We start from the raw sequence: 16,338 nt of genomic DNA, 5'->3' as shown, positions 1-16,338 counted from the left end.
ACAATATGCCTATTCGCTCTTCTCAACCTTTGTATATTCAGGCCTGTGGCTTTCACTCTGCCATGGGACAAGATGATGCGCTCATCCACCAGTGTTTATCGGGAGCGAAGCCATCCAACATGGTGGTTGACCGAGATATTTTAAATTCAGGCCGCCAAACAGTAATCGGTCGAATTGCACAGACGTTACCGCAATTACCGACCGCACTCAGCCAGTTTGATACGAGAAACAACCGCCTCGCACTTTCGGCTTTGCAGCAAATCGAAGGCGACGTGCGTGACGCCATGGCTAAATATGGTCGTGACCGTATCGCAGTCGTGATCGGCACCAGCACATCTGGCATTTCAGATGGCGAAATCGCATTTGGTGAAAAGCTGGCAAAAGGTAATTTTCCTGCCGACTACCATTACACCGAACAAGAGCTTGGCAACTGCAGCGATTTTATTGCCGCCTACTTTGATTTGAGCGGCCCACATTACTCAGTTTCAACCGCCTGTTCTTCTAGTGGCCGTGTCTTTTTAACCGCGCAACGCATGATTCGCTCTGGCATTGTTGATGCGGTTATTGTGGGTGGTGTGGATACCATTTGTCGCCTCACACTAAACGGCTTTAACGGTTTAGAAGCTCTATCCGATAGCCTTTGTAAGCCGTTTGATCAACATCGCAACGGCATCAATATCGGCGAAGCCGCAGCATTAATGTTGCTAAGCAAAACACCTGCGCCCGTTGCTCTTCTCGGAGCTGGCGACAGCTCAGACGCACACCATATTTCCGCACCACATCCAGAAGGGTTAGGCGCAGAAGAAGCGATGAAAAAAGCGTTGGCCAATGCAGGACTTACAGCGCAAGACATTGGTTACATCAACGCGCATGGCACAGCAACGCCGTTAAACGATGCGATGGAAAGCAAAGCCATTCATCGCTGCTTTGGTGACTCCGTTCCCGTAAGCTCGACAAAGCCACTTACCGGACACACATTAGGCGCAGCAAGTGCAACGGAAGCCGCGATCGCTTGGCATATTCTCAAGTACAACCTTGATTTGCCAATACAACACTGCGAAACCAAAGCAGACGATATCCATATATCGTTAGTTGAGACGCCAACCAAACTGGGTAACAAAGCGATTCTCAGCAACTCTTTTGCTTTTGGTGGCAATAATATTAGTCTTATTTTTGGTTACGCTCATGACTAAACTTCCTCCCATCGAACAACTTTTGCCACACGACAAACCAATGATCTTGGTTGATCGTGCTTTGGATGTTCAACAAGATACGATTCACTGTCAGGTTGATATCGCAGAACACAATCCGTTCTTCGACTCGGCCTCTCAAACTGTGCCAGCTTACGTTGGCATTGAGTTTATGGCGCAATCTGTCGCGGCGTGGTCTGGTTACCACGCATTAATGAAAGAACAAGCGCCACCGATTGGCTTTTTGCTTGGTAGCCGTCGATACACGTCTGAATGCGATACGTTTTCTCGCGGACAGGTGCTCGATGTGTATGCTGAAAAAGTTATGGAAGATAACGGTATGGCGGTTTTTTCAGCCCGTATTGAGCTACAAGGAACTGTTGTAGCGACTTGCCAATTGAACGTTTACGTTCCATCAGAAGAAAAATTACAAGAAATGAAAATCAGGAGTCAACAATGACCCGACAAGTCCTCGTTACAGGTGCCAGCAAAGGCATCGGCAAAGCCATTGCCGTTCAATTAGCCAAAGATGGTTTCCAAGTCATTGTCCATTACATGGGCGATCAACAAGGCGCGCAAGACACCCTAAACACCATCGAACAGCATGGTGGTAGCGGTCGTCTTATCCAATTCGACATCAGTGACCGTGCAGATTGTCGTGAGAAGCTAGAAGCCGATATCGCCGAACACGGCGCTTACTATGGCGTCGTAAACAACGCTGGCATCACAAAAGATACCGCTTTCCCTGCGATGACCGAAGAAGAATGGGATGGTGTGATTCATACCAACTTAGATAGCTTCTACAACGTTCTTCACCCTTGTGTTATGCCAATGGTGCAAAAGCGCAAAGGCGGCCGAATTGTTACGCTTGCATCAGTCTCTGGCCTAATGGGGAATCGTGGTCAAACTAACTACAGCGCAGCGAAAGCGGGCGTAATTGGTGCAACAAAATCACTCGCGCTTGAACTGGCAAAACGCAAAATCACCGTCAACTGCGTTGCTCCAGGGCTTATCGACACAGGCATGGTAGACGAACACGTGAAAGAACACGCGATGCCGCAAATTCCTCTGCGCCGCATGGGAGAGCCAGAAGAAGTTGCTGGTTTAGTCAGTTACCTTATGTCTGACATCGCAGGCTATGTAACTCGCCAAGTCATTTCGGTAAACGGGGGCCTAGTATGAGCCGTCGAGTTGTTGTAACCGGAATGTCAGGCGTGACTGCGTTTGGTAACGATTGGCAATCTGTCGAACCAAAACTGCGTGACTGCCAGAACGCGACGCAATACATGCCTTCTTACGAACAGTATGAAGGTTTGAATACCAAGCTCGCGGCACCCATTTTAGATTTTGAACTGCCAAAGCACTACAAGCGCAAACAAGTACGCGGCATGGGGCGTGTTTCCAAATTAGCGACCGTCGCAACAGAAAACGCACTGAGCCAAGCAGGTTTGATTGGTAACGGCGTACTCACCAATGGTCAAACGGGTATCGCATACGGCTCATCAACAGGCAGTACTGACGCAATCGGCGCATTTGGTGTCATGCTGAATGAGAAAACCACTAAAGCGATCACCGCAACGACTTACGTGCAGATGATGCCGCATACTACGGCAGTGAACGTTGGTCTATTTTTCGGTTTGAAAGGCCGAGTGATCCCAACCAGCAGTGCATGTACTTCTGGCAGCCAAGCAATCGGCTATGCCTACGAAGCGATCAAACACGGCTACCAAACGGTGATGGTTGCTGGTGGCGCTGAAGAATTGTGCCCAACGGAATCTGCTGTCTTCGATACCCTTTTTGCCACCAGTCTGAAGAATGAAGACCCGAAAAGCACACCAAGACCTTATGACTCCGATCGCGATGGTTTGGTGATTGGTGAAGGTGCGGGAACACTGGTTCTGGAAGAGTACGAACACGCCGTCGCTCGTGGCGCGAAAATCTATGCAGAAATCATCGGTTTTGCCAGCAACTGTGATGCCGCACACGTCACTCAACCACAGATGGAAACCATGCAAATCTGTATGGAAATGGCTTTGCAAAACGCGGGCATTCCTTCTGAGAAGATCGACTATGTATCTGCTCACGGCACTGCCACCGACCGCGGCGATATTGCGGAAAGCAACGCAACAGCGAATGCTCTGGGCAAAGTGCCAATCAGTTCACTCAAGAGCTACTTTGGCCACACACTAGGCGCCTGTGGCGCGATTGAAGCGTGGCTAGGTTTAGAAATGATGCACACAGGTTGGTTTAACCCAACGCTCAACCTAGAAAACCTCGACGAGCAATGTGGCGATTTAGACTACATCGCTGGACAAGGTCGAGAGCTGGACGTGAAATATTTGATGAGTAACAACTTCGCCTTTGGCGGCATCAACACCTCCATCATCTTTAAAAAGATGTAATTCCCTTAATAAATGCAAAAGCGCTGGTTAACCAGCGCTTTTTTGTTGGTGGCTATCCAGATTGCTAGAAATTGCAATGGCTAGAATGCCATTCAAAAGTTGTAGATAGAGTGGCAATTACAGCCAAAAACCTAAAAACGACAAAGCCCCGACAACTCAAAGAGTTATCGAGGCTTTTGAATAAATGGCACGCCCTATTGGATTCGAACCAATGACCACATCCTTAGAAGGGACGTGCTCTATCCAGCTGAGCTAAGGGCGCGCTACAGGGACAGGATTATACGAGTTCAAACGGGTAAATCAACGGGTTTTCATAACATTCTGATCTGAATGCCTAAAAAAAGTCCATTAAAACGCTTAATGTTCAAAAACACCACAAAGCAAACGTTTGCGTATGGATGTTAATAAGAAATTCTGCGACAATGCGCCGCAGATAATCTGCCTTCTTAATTTATAAGGAAAGTCATGACTGCTCAAAATATAGACGGAACTCTCATTTCCCAAACTGTTCGATCCGAAGTGGCTGCACGTGTTAAAGCACGTGTTGAAGCTGGGCTACGTGCTCCTGGTTTAGCAGTGGTTCTAGTTGGTGAAGATCCTGCTTCTCAGGTTTATGTCGGTAGCAAACGCCGCGCATGTGAAGAAGTTGGGTTTGTTTCTAAGTCTTTTGACCTTCCTGCGTCTAGCTCAGAAGAAGAGTTACTAGCTCTGATTGATGAATTAAACAACGATGATGAAATTGACGGCATTCTAGTGCAATTACCCCTTCCTGCGGGCATAGACACAACACATGTTTTAGAGCGCATTCACCCAGAGAAGGACGTGGATGGCTTCCATCCTTACAACGTTGGTCGTCTTGCGCAGCGTATTCCAAAGCTTCGCTCTTGCACGCCAAAGGGCATAATTACCCTACTCGACCGTTACAACATTGAGCTACGTGGTAAACATGCGGTTGTGGTTGGCGCATCAAACATTGTTGGTCGTCCAATGACACTTGAGCTGCTGCTTGCGGGCTGCACAACAACAACATGTCACCGTTTTACCAAAGACCTAGAGAGTCATGTGCGTCAAGCTGACGTTGTCGTGGTTGCGGTTGGTAAGCCTAACTTCATCCCTGGTGAATGGATTAAAAAAGGCGCAGTGGTGGTCGATGTCGGTATTAACCGTCTTGATTCAGGCAAACTAGTTGGCGACGTGGAATACGACAAAGCACGTGAAAGTGCGAGCTTTATTACTCCTGTTCCTGGTGGCGTTGGCCCAATGACCGTCGCAAGTTTAATTGAGAACACGATGCTCGCTTGCGAACAGTTCCACACAGACAAATAACGTAAAACTTCAGATACGAAAAAGGCTCCGCAAGGAGCCTTTTTGCTAATTGTTGATATCTATTTCAATTACAGACTTAAAATCACGCCCGCAATAGAAGCGCTCATTAAGTTCGCCATGACACCAGCGATAATCGCACGGAAACCATGCTTAGAAACAAATGCACGCTTTTCTGGTACCAAAGAGCCCAACCCACCAATCAGCATCGCCATGCTTGAGATGTTTGCAAAGCCACACAAAGCAAACGTCACGATTGCTTGTGAGTGTTCACTAAGTTGAGACTTCACTTCTGCAAGCTGGATGAAAGCGACGAACTCATTCACCACAATCTTGTTACCAATCAGCGATCCTGCTGTGGTTGCTTCTTGCCATGGTATACCCAACAACCAAGCGACTGGCGCAAACACAAAACCTAGGATTAGCTCAAAACTTAAGGGGGTCCCAATAAGATCACCTATCCAGCCTAACATGCCGTTTAGCATTGCAATGACACTAATAAACGCCAGTAACGTACCACCGACCGATACAGCAATGCGTACACCCGCCATGGCACCATCGGCTAATGCTTCTACTACGTTGGTTGCACGTGGAATTTCAACTTGGCTAATGTCGATATCTGCTGCTTTATCCGTATCTTCTGGCATTAAAATTTTTGCCATCAACAAGCCGGCAGGTGCCGACATAAATGCAGCAGCAATAAGATAGTTGAGGTCGACACCCAGTGATGCGTAACCGACCAACGTTCCGCCAGCAACTGACGCTAAACCACCTGTCATAACTGCAAAGAACTGCGAGTCAGTCATGTGTTTTAGGTAAGGCTTTACCATCAATGGTGCTTCAATGGTACCGACAAAAATGTTTGCTGTTGCAGACAAAGACTCCGCACGACCGATACCCAGCAGCTTTTGAATACCTCCACCGATAAAGTTAATGATTTTTGGCATCACACCAATGTGATAAAGACCTGAGATAAGAGAGGAGAAGAAAACGATGATACCCAGAACATTGATCGCAAAGGTGAAGCCCCCTGTCGCCAAATTACCGAATAAAAACGCAATGCCCTCTTGACCATAGTTGATCAAATTCGACACAACACTGCTCACTGAATTCAGCGCATCTCTTCCTGCTGGTACATATAAAACCAACAACGCAAACAGTACCTGCAAAGCAAACGCAAACGACACCGTTCTCAGCTTTATATTTTTTCTATTTGTAGAAAGTAGCCATGCTAGGAATAGTATGGCTACGATACCAATAATTGAGTTCATAAAATGAATCCGACGGAAGGGGGATATGGAAGGCACCGGATTGTATAGCGGACTCAAAATGCTGCAAGTTGAGGATGTTAACAGTGTGAAAAGTTTAAGCGACCAATAACTGACCAATAAAATAACCACTTGAATTTATTGAAGATAAACGTTTGCTTATTTTAATTATTTCCATATGGAAAATATGTTTCTGGTTCAGGAAAAATTTTTGTGAAGTGAATCACTTTATGTGTCGTTCTACAACGTCATTGATCCTGTTACTTAGGAATAGAGATGTAAGGCGCCAAACGTTGGTCCCAATGACAAGGGTTGCCGATCTTCTGTTTGATAAAGTTAATCACCGCGGATATTTTTTTTGGCATATGCTGGCGGCTTGGGTATACCGCATAAAACGGCATCGACTGGCTGGCTTTCCAGTCAGGTAACAGCTGTATTAACTTACCCGTTCTAAACTCATCCCCCAGCAAGTAAGTGGCAAGGTAGGCAATACCCCAACCTGCAATAGCCGCATCCCGAACGGCTTCTGCCAGATCCACTGAATAGTTACCCGAAACTTTTACGTTCAATTCTTGCTGATCTTTGGTAAACGCCCACCCCGTATAGTCACGCTCCCAGCTTCTGTATATGAGGCAGTTGTGAGCAGATAGGTCATCCGGTTCTGTTGGCGTGTCATGTTTCAATAAGTAATCTGGCGATGCCGCAACAACAAACTGGCAATCCGTCAAACGCTGCGCAATGTAACCTTCAGGCAAATGCTCGTTGTTGGTTACCCATAAATCGAGCCCTTCGGCTAACATATCGACCTTATAGTCAAACAGATGTACTTCCACTTGAAGTTGAGGATACAGTTCGCGTAACTCTTGAATCGCTGGAATAATGTGTAAGGTACCAAATGATTGTGACAACCCAAGACGTACCAAACCTGCTACTTCATCCCGCTGGGTTTCCATCTCTAATGTGGCGCTGCTCACCGCTTGTACCACTTGCTCACAGTGATGAAAAAAGGTTTTCCCTGCCTCAGTCGGCGTAAAGCTTCGCGTAGTGCGTTGAACAAGCTTGATACCAAGAGACGCTTCTAACTGACTCAACTGTTTACTCACATGAGACACCGACACGCCTAAGCTCTTTGCAGCAGCTGTGAAGCTTTTATGTTTAAGAAGAGCGGAGAAAATCACCATTTGTGCGGCACGTTCAGATAACACGCTTTACCTCGATTTGGTTATAGAAAAAACAAAGGGCTCCGAAGAGCCCTTGTATTGAAGACTGGATGCCGAATTGTTTGTGGCAGATCAGTATTTAATGCGGTCAGCCAAGTGGCTCACAGCAAGTGCGAAGTAGTAAGAGCGGTTCCACTTCATCAATACGTTGTAGTTATTGTAAACCAGATACGTACGACCATTCTCGTCGTCCGGCATGATCAACCATGCTTTGATGTCTTCATCCAGTTTTGGCAACGGGCTACCGTCATATTTTGTGATACCTAATTGGCTCCACTCTTGAAGGTATTTGCCTTTTTCAGCCGTGCGCCCTTCCAGGCTGCGATCAATATTTTTAGGAACCTTAACTTGGCGACCCCAAGTATATTTATCATCCCAACCAGACTTGCTCAAATAGTTAGCGGTTGATGCAAACACGTCCGCTTCAGATTGCCATATGTCTTTTTTACCATCACCGTTGCCGTCAGCAGCAAAACGAAGGAAAGAGCTTGGCATAAACTGGCATTGACCCATCGCACCAGCCCATGAGCCTTTAAAGTTCTCTAGCTCAATATGGCCTTGATCGAGGATCTGCAGTGCCGACATGGTCTCTTTACGGAAAAACTCTTCACGACGGCCTTCAAATGCCATTGTGGATAGTGCATCAATCACTTTAAAGTTGCCGGTAAACTTACCAAAGTTACTTTCAACTCCCCAAAGTGCCACAATAAAGCGCGGGTGGACACCGTACTCATCGCCTATACGCTTTAGCTCAGTGTAATGCTCTTTGTAGAGTTGTCTGGCTTGCTTCACCTTCCATTCAGGCACCGCGCGAGGAATGTACTCATCCAATGTCAGTTTCTTTTCTGGTTGGTTTCGGTCCGCTTTTACTGCTCGGGGCTTGTACTCAACATTAGCAAAAGCAGCACTAATGACCTGCTCTGAGATACCTTTATCACGAGCTTCAGCACGCAGCTTATTCAAGTATTCATCAAAACCCTCGCTACTTGCAAAAGCCGAGGTACACATACCAACGCTAAGCATGGTAGCCAGTATCTTTTTCATATTGCCCTCCTTGAGCAAGGCAGAAATCCCAGATGAAAAACGATGACGTTATTCGCCTTTCTGCTGGGCTTTTTGTTCTTTGTACTTTTCTAATAGGTTCTCCGGCGGCGGTGGAACCTGAAGAAAGAAGCCATCATTTTGTAATGAAGCCTTCACTTTTTCGATATCAACTTGTGCCAATTTACGGCCATCAAGTTTAATCGTCATGACAGCGATAGGCTTACCGAACATCTGCATTAAGGTGTCAGGAACCTGTGAAAAATCATCCTTTTTCGGAATATAGAGATAAGTACCTTCTTTTTTCGAGCTTTTATAAATAGAACAAAGCATGACACGCCTTTTATGCTGATTTAGCCGCGTTGAGTGCGGATTAGGTTGAAAACGTCAAATTCTCGCAAACTTAATAGCAAATTTGAGATTAATTCACCTATTTGCCCACGAGAGAACTTGCTGCGTCAAAGGATGAAATATAACATGACATACCTAGTTTAAGGCAACGCTCTTTCAATAAAGGCAAGAAGTCCACGATGACCCATTCACCAGACCTTAAAGGTAGCAGTTTTACATTGTCAGTTTTACACCTTTCTGACAATGAGATCGCAAAGACTGTCGAATTTTTGCAAGAAAAAGTTTCTCAAGCACCTTCTTTTTTTGCATCCGCGCCTTTGGTAATCAATATAGCAAAAGTACAAGGCGACATTGATTTCCCTAAGCTTAAACAAGGCATCTCAGATGCCGGTTTTATTCCGGTCGGTGTAACGGGCTGTAAAGACAAGCGTGTACAAAACCTTGCTTCCGAAGCTGGCTTCGCCATTATGTCGGCGAGCAAATCGCCAAGCCAAGCACCTGCCAAAATGGCACCAACGAAAGTAGTTCGTACGCCTGTCCGCTCAGGACAACAGATCTACGCAAAAGATGGTGATTTGGTGGTGCTAGCGCACGTAAGTGCAGGTGCTGAAGTCATTGCTGACGGCTCTATTCATATCCATGGCACACTTCGAGGTCGTGCGATTGCAGGAGCAAGTGGTCAGCAGGAAGCGCGTATTATTTGCCACGATTTACAAGCAGAACTGGTATCCATTGCGGGTGACTACTGGTTAAGCGATCAAATTGAAAGCGAGTACTGGCAAAAGAAAGTAATGATCAGTAAAGCCGATGAATCATTACATTTAGAAGTTCTCGCGATTTAATCTAAAAAGGAAAAAAAATGGCACGCATTATTGTAGTAACGTCTGGTAAAGGTGGCGTTGGTAAAACCACTTCAAGCGCAGCCATCGCCTCTGGTCTAGCTCTTAAGGGAAAAAAGACCGCGGTGATCGATTTTGACATCGGTTTGCGTAACCTCGATCTAATCATGGGCTGTGAGCGCCGCGTCGTGTATGACTTTGTGAACGTCATTAACGGTGAAGCGACATTAAACCAAGCGCTGATCAAAGATAAGCGCACGGACAACCTATTTATTCTTCCTGCTTCTCAAACTCGTGATAAAGACGCACTGACAAAAGATGGTGTTCAGCGCGTATTCGGCGAACTTGATGAAATGGGCTTTGATTTCATTATTTGTGATTCACCAGCAGGTATCGAGCAAGGCGCGTTAATGGCCTTGTACTATGCCGATGAAGCCATTGTCACAACGAACCCAGAAGTCTCTTCTGTACGTGACTCTGACCGCATTCTCGGTATTTTAGATTCTAAGTCACTGCGTGCAGAACAAGGGCTAGAGCCAGTAAAACAGCATCTGTTACTGACTCGCTACAACCCATCTCGCGTCACTCAAGGCGAAATGCTAAGCGTTGAAGACGTAGAGGAGATCTTACATATTCCACTACTGGGCGTGATTCCAGAAAGCCAAGCCGTGCTTAACGCGTCAAACAAAGGTGTGCCAGTCACTTTTGACGATAACACCGATGCGGGTATGGCTTATTCTGACACCGTTGATCGCTTATTAGGCAATCAGGTTGAATTTCGTTTCCTTACTGAGGAGAAGAAAGGACTCTTTAAACGACTCTTTGGAGGCTAGACATGTCATTATTAGAATTTTTCCGTCCACAGAAGAAAACTTCTGCGAATCTAGCTAAAGAGCGTTTGCAAATCATTGTCGCAGAGCGCCGCAGCCAAAATGATCCTGCGCCGTCTTACTTGCCTCAATTAAAAGAAGACATCTTGAAGGTGATCAGCAAGTACGTGGCAATTGATCCAAATATGGTTGACTTAACATTTGAGCACAAAGACGACGATATCTCAGTTCTTGAGCTGAATGTGAAGCTACCAGACGAAGAAAAGTAATCAGTTTCTCTCGCAAGACGAATGCTCTAATTAGAACGAAAAAGGTTGGCATCGAGGCCAACCTTTTTCATCTTTCATTACTTTAATGCTTTGTTCATCTTGTCGCCGAGTAAATCCAAACGCCACCCTTGCATCAAATCAGGCAATACTTCTGGGTCACGATCTTTTTTCCAAACCCAACTGATCAACTGATTGATCTGCTTTTTAGAGGCAAGGAACTCCGTGGCTAAACCTGACTTCTGCGAAGCCGATTTCACCAAGTCTTTCATATTTTTGAAGACCTGCTTGTAACCCGGATAGTCCATTAAACGCTCAATTTTCGCAGGATACTCTTCAGAAGGTGTTTGCTTCGCTTGTTTAACAATCGCGGCAATCTTCGCGCCATGGCGGTTAATCGCTCGGATATCAATATCTTCTGCTTCCATCTTCTTAAAGTTCGTTAAACCAAGACGAGCGACCGTTAATAGATCACCTTCTTTGAAGATAAAGTTCAGCGCTAAATCTCGTTTGATTGCTTCACGATAACGCCACGTCGCCAATGGCTTTAAAATCGCCAGCTCAGAAGGTTTTAATTGCCAAGCGCCCTTAATATCAAGGTAGGCATTCTCTTCATTGGTTACGCGAATACGTTTCGAAACGAGTAAATCACTTTCTTGCTGTACAGCTTCCCACCAACCTGCTTGCGTCACCTTATCGAACAGCTTTTCGTATAACGGTAACAAGTAATGAACATCTGCGGCAGCATAATCTAATTGCTTTTGTGTCAGTGGACGAGCCATCCAGTCGGTACGTGATTCACTTTTGTCGAGCTCTACGCTTAAATATTCTTCCACCAGCGATGCGAAGCCTGTCGATAGGCCGTGACCGAGAAAAGCGGCCATCAGCTGCGTATCCACCATAGGGAATGGTGTACAACCAAAAGCGTTTTGGAAAACTTCTAAATCTTCACCACATGCGTGCAGCACTTTTAGCACAGAAGTATCTTTTAATAGCGCTACAAACGGCGTCATATCCGTTAATTCAGTCGGATCAATCAGCGAGAGGCGATTACCATCGAAAAGCTGAATCAGACCTAACTGCGGGTAGAAAGTGCGAATACGAACGAATTCGGTATCCAGCATCACTACGTCTGCCTCTCGGGCATGAGTGCAAACCTCTTCTAGGTCTTTGTTTTTAGTAATAATTTGATAGTTCACATACTTCTCGCTATAAAAATGCCAGCAAAACGCTGGCATTCTATCATTTTTTAAATCTCTCGACTCGACGAAATCGGCTTATGCGCTTTTCTTCGCAAGTTCAGCGTCATTCTCTTCGCGTAAAACACGACGCAAGATCTTACCGACATTGGTTTTAGGTAAGTCTTCGCGGAACTCAACCAACTTCGGAACTTTGTAGCCAGTTAAGTGTTCTCGACAATGCGCGATCACTTCGTCTTTGGTCAAGCTCGGATCGCGTTTCACGACATAAATCTTCACTAATTCACCAGACACTTCATGCGGCTGACCAATAGCAGCAACTTCAAGTACTTTGCCGTGAAGTGCTACAACGTCTTCGATTTCGTTCGGGTAAACATTAAAGCCTGATACTAAGATCATGTCTTTCTTACGGTCAACGATATGCAGGAAGCCTTCGTCATCGAACTTAACGATATCGCCGGTTGATAGCCAGCCGTCTTCGTTAATCGTATCTTTCGTTGCTTCAGGTCGTTGCCAGTAACCTTGCATAACCTGAGGACCACGAACTTGAAGTTCGCCAGTTTCAGTATTCGCAAGAGCGTTACCTTCTTCGTCCACGATACGAACTTCTGTTGATGGTACCGGCAGACCAATAGAGCCATTGTATTTAACAAGATCATGCGGATATGCCGCCACCAACGGAGAACACTCTGTTAGACCGTAACCTTCGAGCAAATAGCAACCCGTGGTCTTTTGCCATCTTTCTGCCACTGAGCGCTGCACTGCCATGCCGCCGCCAACGGCTAAACGTAGATTACTGAAATCCAACTCGTGGAAATCTTCATTATTGACCAATGCATTAAATAAGGTATTCACGCCCGTAATCGCAGTAAACGGATGCTTTTGTAGCTCTTTCACGAACCCTGGAATATCTCTAGGGTTCGTAATAAGTAAGTTACGACCACCCATTTCAACAAATAGCAGACAGTTTACGGTAAGAGCAAATACGTGATACAGCGGTAATGCTGTCACGACTAATTCACGCCCCGGAGATAAAACCGGTCCGTACGCGCCTTTTGCCTGTAGAACGTTCGCAATCATGTTGCGGTGAGTCAGAATCGCGCCTTTCGCGACACCTGTCGTCCCCCCCGTATATTGCAGGAATGCAATGTCATCCCCAGACATAAACGGTTTAACGTATTGTAGACGACGACCTTTACGTAGAGCCTGACGCATTGAGATTGCACCAGGTAAATCGTACTTAGGCACCATGCCCTTAACGTACTTCACGACAAAATCGACAATCGTACCTTTCGCTCGTGGCAGCATTTGACCAAGACTGGTTAACACTACGTGTTTGACTGGTGTTTTATCGACGATTTGTTCTAGCGTATTCGCAAAGTTAGACACAATCACAATCGTCGTCGCACCTGAGTCATTCAATTGGTGTTCAAGTTCACGAGGAGTGTAAAGTGGGTTAACGTTTACGGCGATACAACCTGCACGCAAAATACCAAATAATGCTACTGGGTATTGCAGTAAGTTTGGCATCATCAGAGCAACGCGGTCACCCTTTTGCAGTTTTAACTCGTTTTGCAGATACGCTGCGAATGCGCGACTACGCTCTTCCAATTTACGGAAGGTCATAACCGAGCCCATGTTCATGAATGCTGGTTGGTCTGCATATTTTTGTACAGACTGTTCAAACATTTCTACCAAAGACTCATATTGCTCTGGATTAATGGTTTCAGGTACGTCACTTGGATAACGTGAAAGCCATGGTTTATCCACGATGTTACTCCTCGTTTATAACTGGCTAAAAAATAGCGTCCTTTTTATTTTGAAAGCTATTACAGCACAGCGAACGTGCTTGAGCACGCAACTCTCAAACACTTGTTTAAATTTTGTTAACTACACCAAGAATTCGCGTTGCGACCTCGAGTATTTGCTCTAAATGACAGTGATGACCACCCTTGACAGAAACCACTTGCGGTGGGTTCTCTCCCCAATCAGCTTGGTTAGATGGTAAATTCTGAAATCCTTGATCGCCTAATACAATCAAATGAGGACAACGTATTTGGCTGGTAATCGAGTTAGCATGCGCTTGCGCCATTCGGTAAAGCGACGCACATTTTAACTTGGCGTCATGCCGCCAATACCATTTATCTCCTCGCTGCTCTGTTCCACGCTCGACTATCGGTAGAAGTTGCTCAGCGGTTAATTGGTTGGCTTGCATGCGTAATTTTAACGCCAGATCGAAGGAGGCAATGGCTCGCTCTGGCTTGTTTTGCTGTCTTATTCGACTTAAAACGCCATCGCGAAGACGAGGCAAACTGTTAGTAGGATCCTCATGAAGAGGTCCTGCTCCCTCAATTTGCACAAGAGCTTCGACCTGCTCTGGAAACGCTGCACTATAGCAACTTGCGATTAAAGCACCAAGTGAATGCCCTACTAATATCAGTCTGTTTGGTGATAATTCGTCCAAAAACTGATACAAATCGGCAATATAGTCGTGAAAGGGGTAATAATTATCGTGAGATTTATGACTCGATAAACCGTGACCAAAATGATCGATGGCGAGGAGGTGTAAGTGAGGATTAAGTTGATTCAACTGCTCCATGAGCGCTTTAAAGCTGCCCGCATTATCTAACCACCCATGAAGAAAAACGACTGACAAGTCAGCCGTTTTCTCGTTCCCTATCTCAAGGGCTGCCATTTTGCCGGCAGGAAGCTCGAATTGACGCTCATGCATCGCAGATTATTTGACCTGTTTTATCACTTTACCGTCTTGCGGGAAATCATTACGCCACATGCGGCAGTTAATCGAGTAACATGGGTAAAAGTAGGTTGGCGAGTCATACATGCGTACACGTTCTTCAATTTTCCATAAACGGTACCCTTCCCCCTTAATTACTGGGAAGATGTAACCGTGCTCACCGATCTTTCCTTCTTCTTCCCCTGCTCCTTTGCCTACAACCGTCACCAAACGGCCTTCACTAAAGGCGACAGGCTCTAAATAGCCATCAAAATAGGCGACAAAACGCCCCGTAGGCTCTTCATCAATATCAGGTTTACCAGACTTACTGATAGGAAGGTTTACAATCTCTAGACGCGTTTTATCTTTAAAGTTATCCACTTTAGCGATGATTCCACCAAGGCGAACATCTTCACTCACTTGCCCCTGAGACTCAGCAAACGCTTTATAGTCTGTAACGACCAATTCTGTGCTTGCATTTAGCTCCTCTGGCAAAGAGCTACACGCAGACAAACCAACCGTAGCAAATAATGCGAGAAAAAACCGTCCAAAAACCTTCATAAACCACCTTTCAATATTAGTAACCCCAAGCTGGGGAGATCTCACACGTAAATATCGACACCAAGTAATTGAGCCAGTTCCTCTTTTTTAGCTCGATTCATGACATCCATGTACTGCTCCATTGCTTTACGTGCGCCCCCTTCAGGAAGGTCATATTGCACTTGAGCTCGGTGAATTTGGGACTCATCCACGTGTTTTATGGAGTGCGCCACGGCGTTAGCAACCTTTGAAGGCTGACCTACAGGCTGCTTTGTTTGTGATTTATTTACCTGCTTCTTTTGACTGGCTTTATGAGTGCGATTTGCACCGGGAATCAAAGAAGGAGGCAAGCCATTAATCGACGCCATAGCACTCCATAAAAATACAGGGCAAACGCCCTGCTTTTTGTCAGGTTAATGAAAAACGGACTATTCGCGACCAGGAAGTTTTTTCCATGTCACATTATCACGTAAATAAACAGGGCTCGAATCTTCGACCGGCACGGTATTACCCTTTTTAAATTCTTGTTCAGCAAGAATCACGATGTCTTGTGAATCAGGGTACAGAACGTCACTATGCGTCAAATTAAACGGTAGGTCTGCTAATACTTCTTGGTAAGCATCCCAACCAGTACCTGCTGTCGTCCACGTTTTGTCGTCTGCTTGTGCTTCTTCAACGAGACGTGCTGGTGGAATTACGCACTCTGCATCCATCTCTGCCCACTCACCGTTTGCTTGGCGAGTGTAACGTGCCCAGTAAACTTCACCCATACGTGCGTCAATAGCCACAGCGACATCGGTCACACCATGTAAGCGATAGCTACCTTGAGCCATTGCAGCCAGCGTTGAAACGCCGATCATAGGTAAGTCAGCACCGAACGCCAAACCTTGTGCGATACCAATACCGATACGAACGCCAGTAAAGCTACCTGGACCACGTCCAAACGCTAACGCATCCAGCTCTTGTAGAGTCAGGCCAGCTTCTTTGAGTACTTCATCAACCATTGGCAGTACTTTTTTGGTGTGATCGCGTGGTGCAACCGCGCTACGTGAAATCACTTGATCATTAGCCAACAACGCAACTGAACAGTTTTCAGTCGCTGTATCGATAGCAAGAATTTTTGCGCTCATTTAAC

General features: G+C 45.9%; 18 protein-coding genes and 1 tRNA gene. 8 read left to right on the top strand and 11 right to left on the bottom strand.

The annotated features are described in order from the left end of the window. Positions 1-5: 5 nt before the first annotated feature. Genes R7E38_RS15630 through R7E38_RS15615 form a run of 4 tightly spaced genes read left to right on the top strand, consistent with a single transcriptional unit; the run spans position 6 to position 3,592 of the window. Entirely contained in the window at positions 6-1,193 is a 1,188-nt protein-coding gene (locus R7E38_RS15630; RefSeq protein WP_226083859.1) for a beta-ketoacyl-[acyl-carrier-protein] synthase family protein, read from the top strand. Then, positions 1,186-1,650 carry a hotdog family protein gene (locus R7E38_RS15625; protein ID WP_017634799.1) on the top strand — a complete coding sequence of 155 codons (465 nt, stop codon included), beginning with the start codon at positions 1,186-1,188 and terminating at the stop codon, positions 1,648-1,650. The genes R7E38_RS15630 and R7E38_RS15625 overlap by 8 nt, the downstream gene beginning before the upstream one ends. Next, the gene (gene fabG, locus R7E38_RS15620) at positions 1,647-2,372 is read left to right on the top strand and encodes a 3-oxoacyl-ACP reductase FabG (protein ID WP_005388326.1); all 726 of its coding nucleotides are present in this window, start codon (positions 1,647-1,649) and stop codon (positions 2,370-2,372) included. Before R7E38_RS15625 ends, fabG begins: the two co-directional genes overlap by 4 nt. Continuing rightward, positions 2,369-3,592 (top strand): beta-ketoacyl-ACP synthase, encoded by a 1,224-nt coding sequence (locus tag R7E38_RS15615; RefSeq protein ID WP_226083858.1) that lies wholly within the window; start codon positions 2,369-2,371, stop codon positions 3,590-3,592. Before fabG ends, R7E38_RS15615 begins: the two co-directional genes overlap by 4 nt. A gap of 185 nt (positions 3,593-3,777) precedes the next feature. Here the strand turns inward: R7E38_RS15615 and R7E38_RS15610 are convergent. Next, positions 3,778-3,854, bottom strand: a tRNA-Arg gene (locus R7E38_RS15610). A 203-nt stretch (positions 3,855-4,057) separates the two neighbouring features. Here R7E38_RS15610 and folD point away from each other — a divergent pair. Then, positions 4,058-4,918 carry a bifunctional methylenetetrahydrofolate dehydrogenase/methenyltetrahydrofolate cyclohydrolase FolD gene (folD, locus tag R7E38_RS15605; RefSeq protein WP_005382297.1) on the top strand — a complete coding sequence of 287 codons (861 nt, stop codon included), beginning with the start codon at positions 4,058-4,060 and terminating at the stop codon, positions 4,916-4,918. Between the two features lie 68 nt (positions 4,919-4,986). On the opposite strand, the gene R7E38_RS15600 is transcribed toward folD, so the two are convergent. From R7E38_RS15600 to R7E38_RS15585, 4 genes are all read right to left on the bottom strand, one after another. Next, the gene (locus R7E38_RS15600; RefSeq protein ID WP_005382298.1) at positions 4,987-6,186 is read right to left on the bottom strand and encodes a NupC/NupG family nucleoside CNT transporter; all 1,200 of its coding nucleotides are present in this window, start codon (positions 6,184-6,186) and stop codon (positions 4,987-4,989) included. 257 nt (positions 6,187-6,443) lie between these two features. Further along, positions 6,444-7,388 (bottom strand): LysR family transcriptional regulator, encoded by a 945-nt coding sequence (locus R7E38_RS15595; protein ID WP_017634801.1) that lies wholly within the window; start codon positions 7,386-7,388, stop codon positions 6,444-6,446. Between the two features lie 87 nt (positions 7,389-7,475). Next, positions 7,476-8,447 carry a lytic transglycosylase domain-containing protein gene (locus tag R7E38_RS15590; protein WP_005388330.1) on the bottom strand — a complete coding sequence of 324 codons (972 nt, stop codon included), beginning with the start codon at positions 8,445-8,447 and terminating at the stop codon, positions 7,476-7,478. 48 nt (positions 8,448-8,495) lie between these two features. Further along, on the bottom strand, positions 8,496-8,777 hold the full coding sequence (locus R7E38_RS15585; protein ID WP_005382303.1) for a YcgL domain-containing protein: 282 nt from the start codon (positions 8,775-8,777) through the stop codon (positions 8,496-8,498). A gap of 197 nt (positions 8,778-8,974) precedes the next feature. Here R7E38_RS15585 and minC point away from each other — a divergent pair, with 197 nt between their 5' ends. The 3 genes from minC to minE are packed head-to-tail and all read left to right on the top strand — an operon-like array spanning position 8,975 to position 10,733. Further along, on the top strand, positions 8,975-9,637 hold the full coding sequence (gene minC / locus R7E38_RS15580) for a septum site-determining protein MinC (RefSeq protein WP_005382304.1): 663 nt from the start codon (positions 8,975-8,977) through the stop codon (positions 9,635-9,637). A 17-nt stretch (positions 9,638-9,654) separates the two neighbouring features. Then, entirely contained in the window at positions 9,655-10,467 is an 813-nt protein-coding gene (minD, locus tag R7E38_RS15575; RefSeq protein ID WP_005388331.1) for a septum site-determining protein MinD, read from the top strand. Positions 10,468-10,469: 2 nt separating this feature from the next. Beyond that, complete coding sequence (minE, locus tag R7E38_RS15570) at positions 10,470-10,733, top strand: cell division topological specificity factor MinE (protein WP_005388332.1); 264 nt, start codon at positions 10,470-10,472, stop codon at positions 10,731-10,733. Between the two features lie 77 nt (positions 10,734-10,810). On the opposite strand, the gene rnd is transcribed toward minE, so the two are convergent. The 6 genes from rnd to tsaB all read right to left on the bottom strand — a co-directional run bounded on the left by rnd (position 10,811) and on the right by tsaB (position 16,333). Next, on the bottom strand, positions 10,811-11,929 hold the full coding sequence (gene rnd / locus R7E38_RS15565) for a ribonuclease D (RefSeq protein WP_085569974.1): 1,119 nt from the start codon (positions 11,927-11,929) through the stop codon (positions 10,811-10,813). A gap of 78 nt (positions 11,930-12,007) precedes the next feature. Beyond that, on the bottom strand, positions 12,008-13,699 hold the full coding sequence (gene fadD / locus R7E38_RS15560) for a long-chain-fatty-acid--CoA ligase FadD (RefSeq protein ID WP_226083842.1): 1,692 nt from the start codon (positions 13,697-13,699) through the stop codon (positions 12,008-12,010). 106 nt (positions 13,700-13,805) lie between these two features. After that, positions 13,806-14,660: an alpha/beta fold hydrolase gene (locus R7E38_RS15555; protein WP_005382215.1), complete on the bottom strand. Its 855-nt coding sequence runs from the start codon at positions 14,658-14,660 to the stop codon at positions 13,806-13,808. 6 nt (positions 14,661-14,666) lie between these two features. Next, positions 14,667-15,224: a Slp family lipoprotein gene (locus tag R7E38_RS15550; RefSeq protein WP_005382214.1), complete on the bottom strand. Its 558-nt coding sequence runs from the start codon at positions 15,222-15,224 to the stop codon at positions 14,667-14,669. A gap of 41 nt (positions 15,225-15,265) precedes the next feature. Next, positions 15,266-15,571: a hypothetical protein gene (locus tag R7E38_RS15545; RefSeq protein WP_017819942.1), complete on the bottom strand. Its 306-nt coding sequence runs from the start codon at positions 15,569-15,571 to the stop codon at positions 15,266-15,268. Positions 15,572-15,631: 60 nt separating this feature from the next. Continuing rightward, positions 15,632-16,333, bottom strand: a complete 702-nt coding sequence (gene tsaB, locus R7E38_RS15540; RefSeq protein WP_017819943.1) for a tRNA (adenosine(37)-N6)-threonylcarbamoyltransferase complex dimerization subunit type 1 TsaB — start codon at positions 16,331-16,333, stop codon at positions 15,632-15,634. Positions 16,334-16,338 lie beyond the last annotated feature (5 nt).

This window comes from Vibrio sp. Vb2131, from assembly GCF_033338535.1.
In the GTDB taxonomy this organism is placed as follows: domain Bacteria; phylum Pseudomonadota; class Gammaproteobacteria; order Enterobacterales; family Vibrionaceae; genus Vibrio; species Vibrio alginolyticus.
The sequence above is the reverse complement of the archived record's forward strand: the minus strand, read 5'-3'. Positions and strand labels throughout refer to the sequence as shown.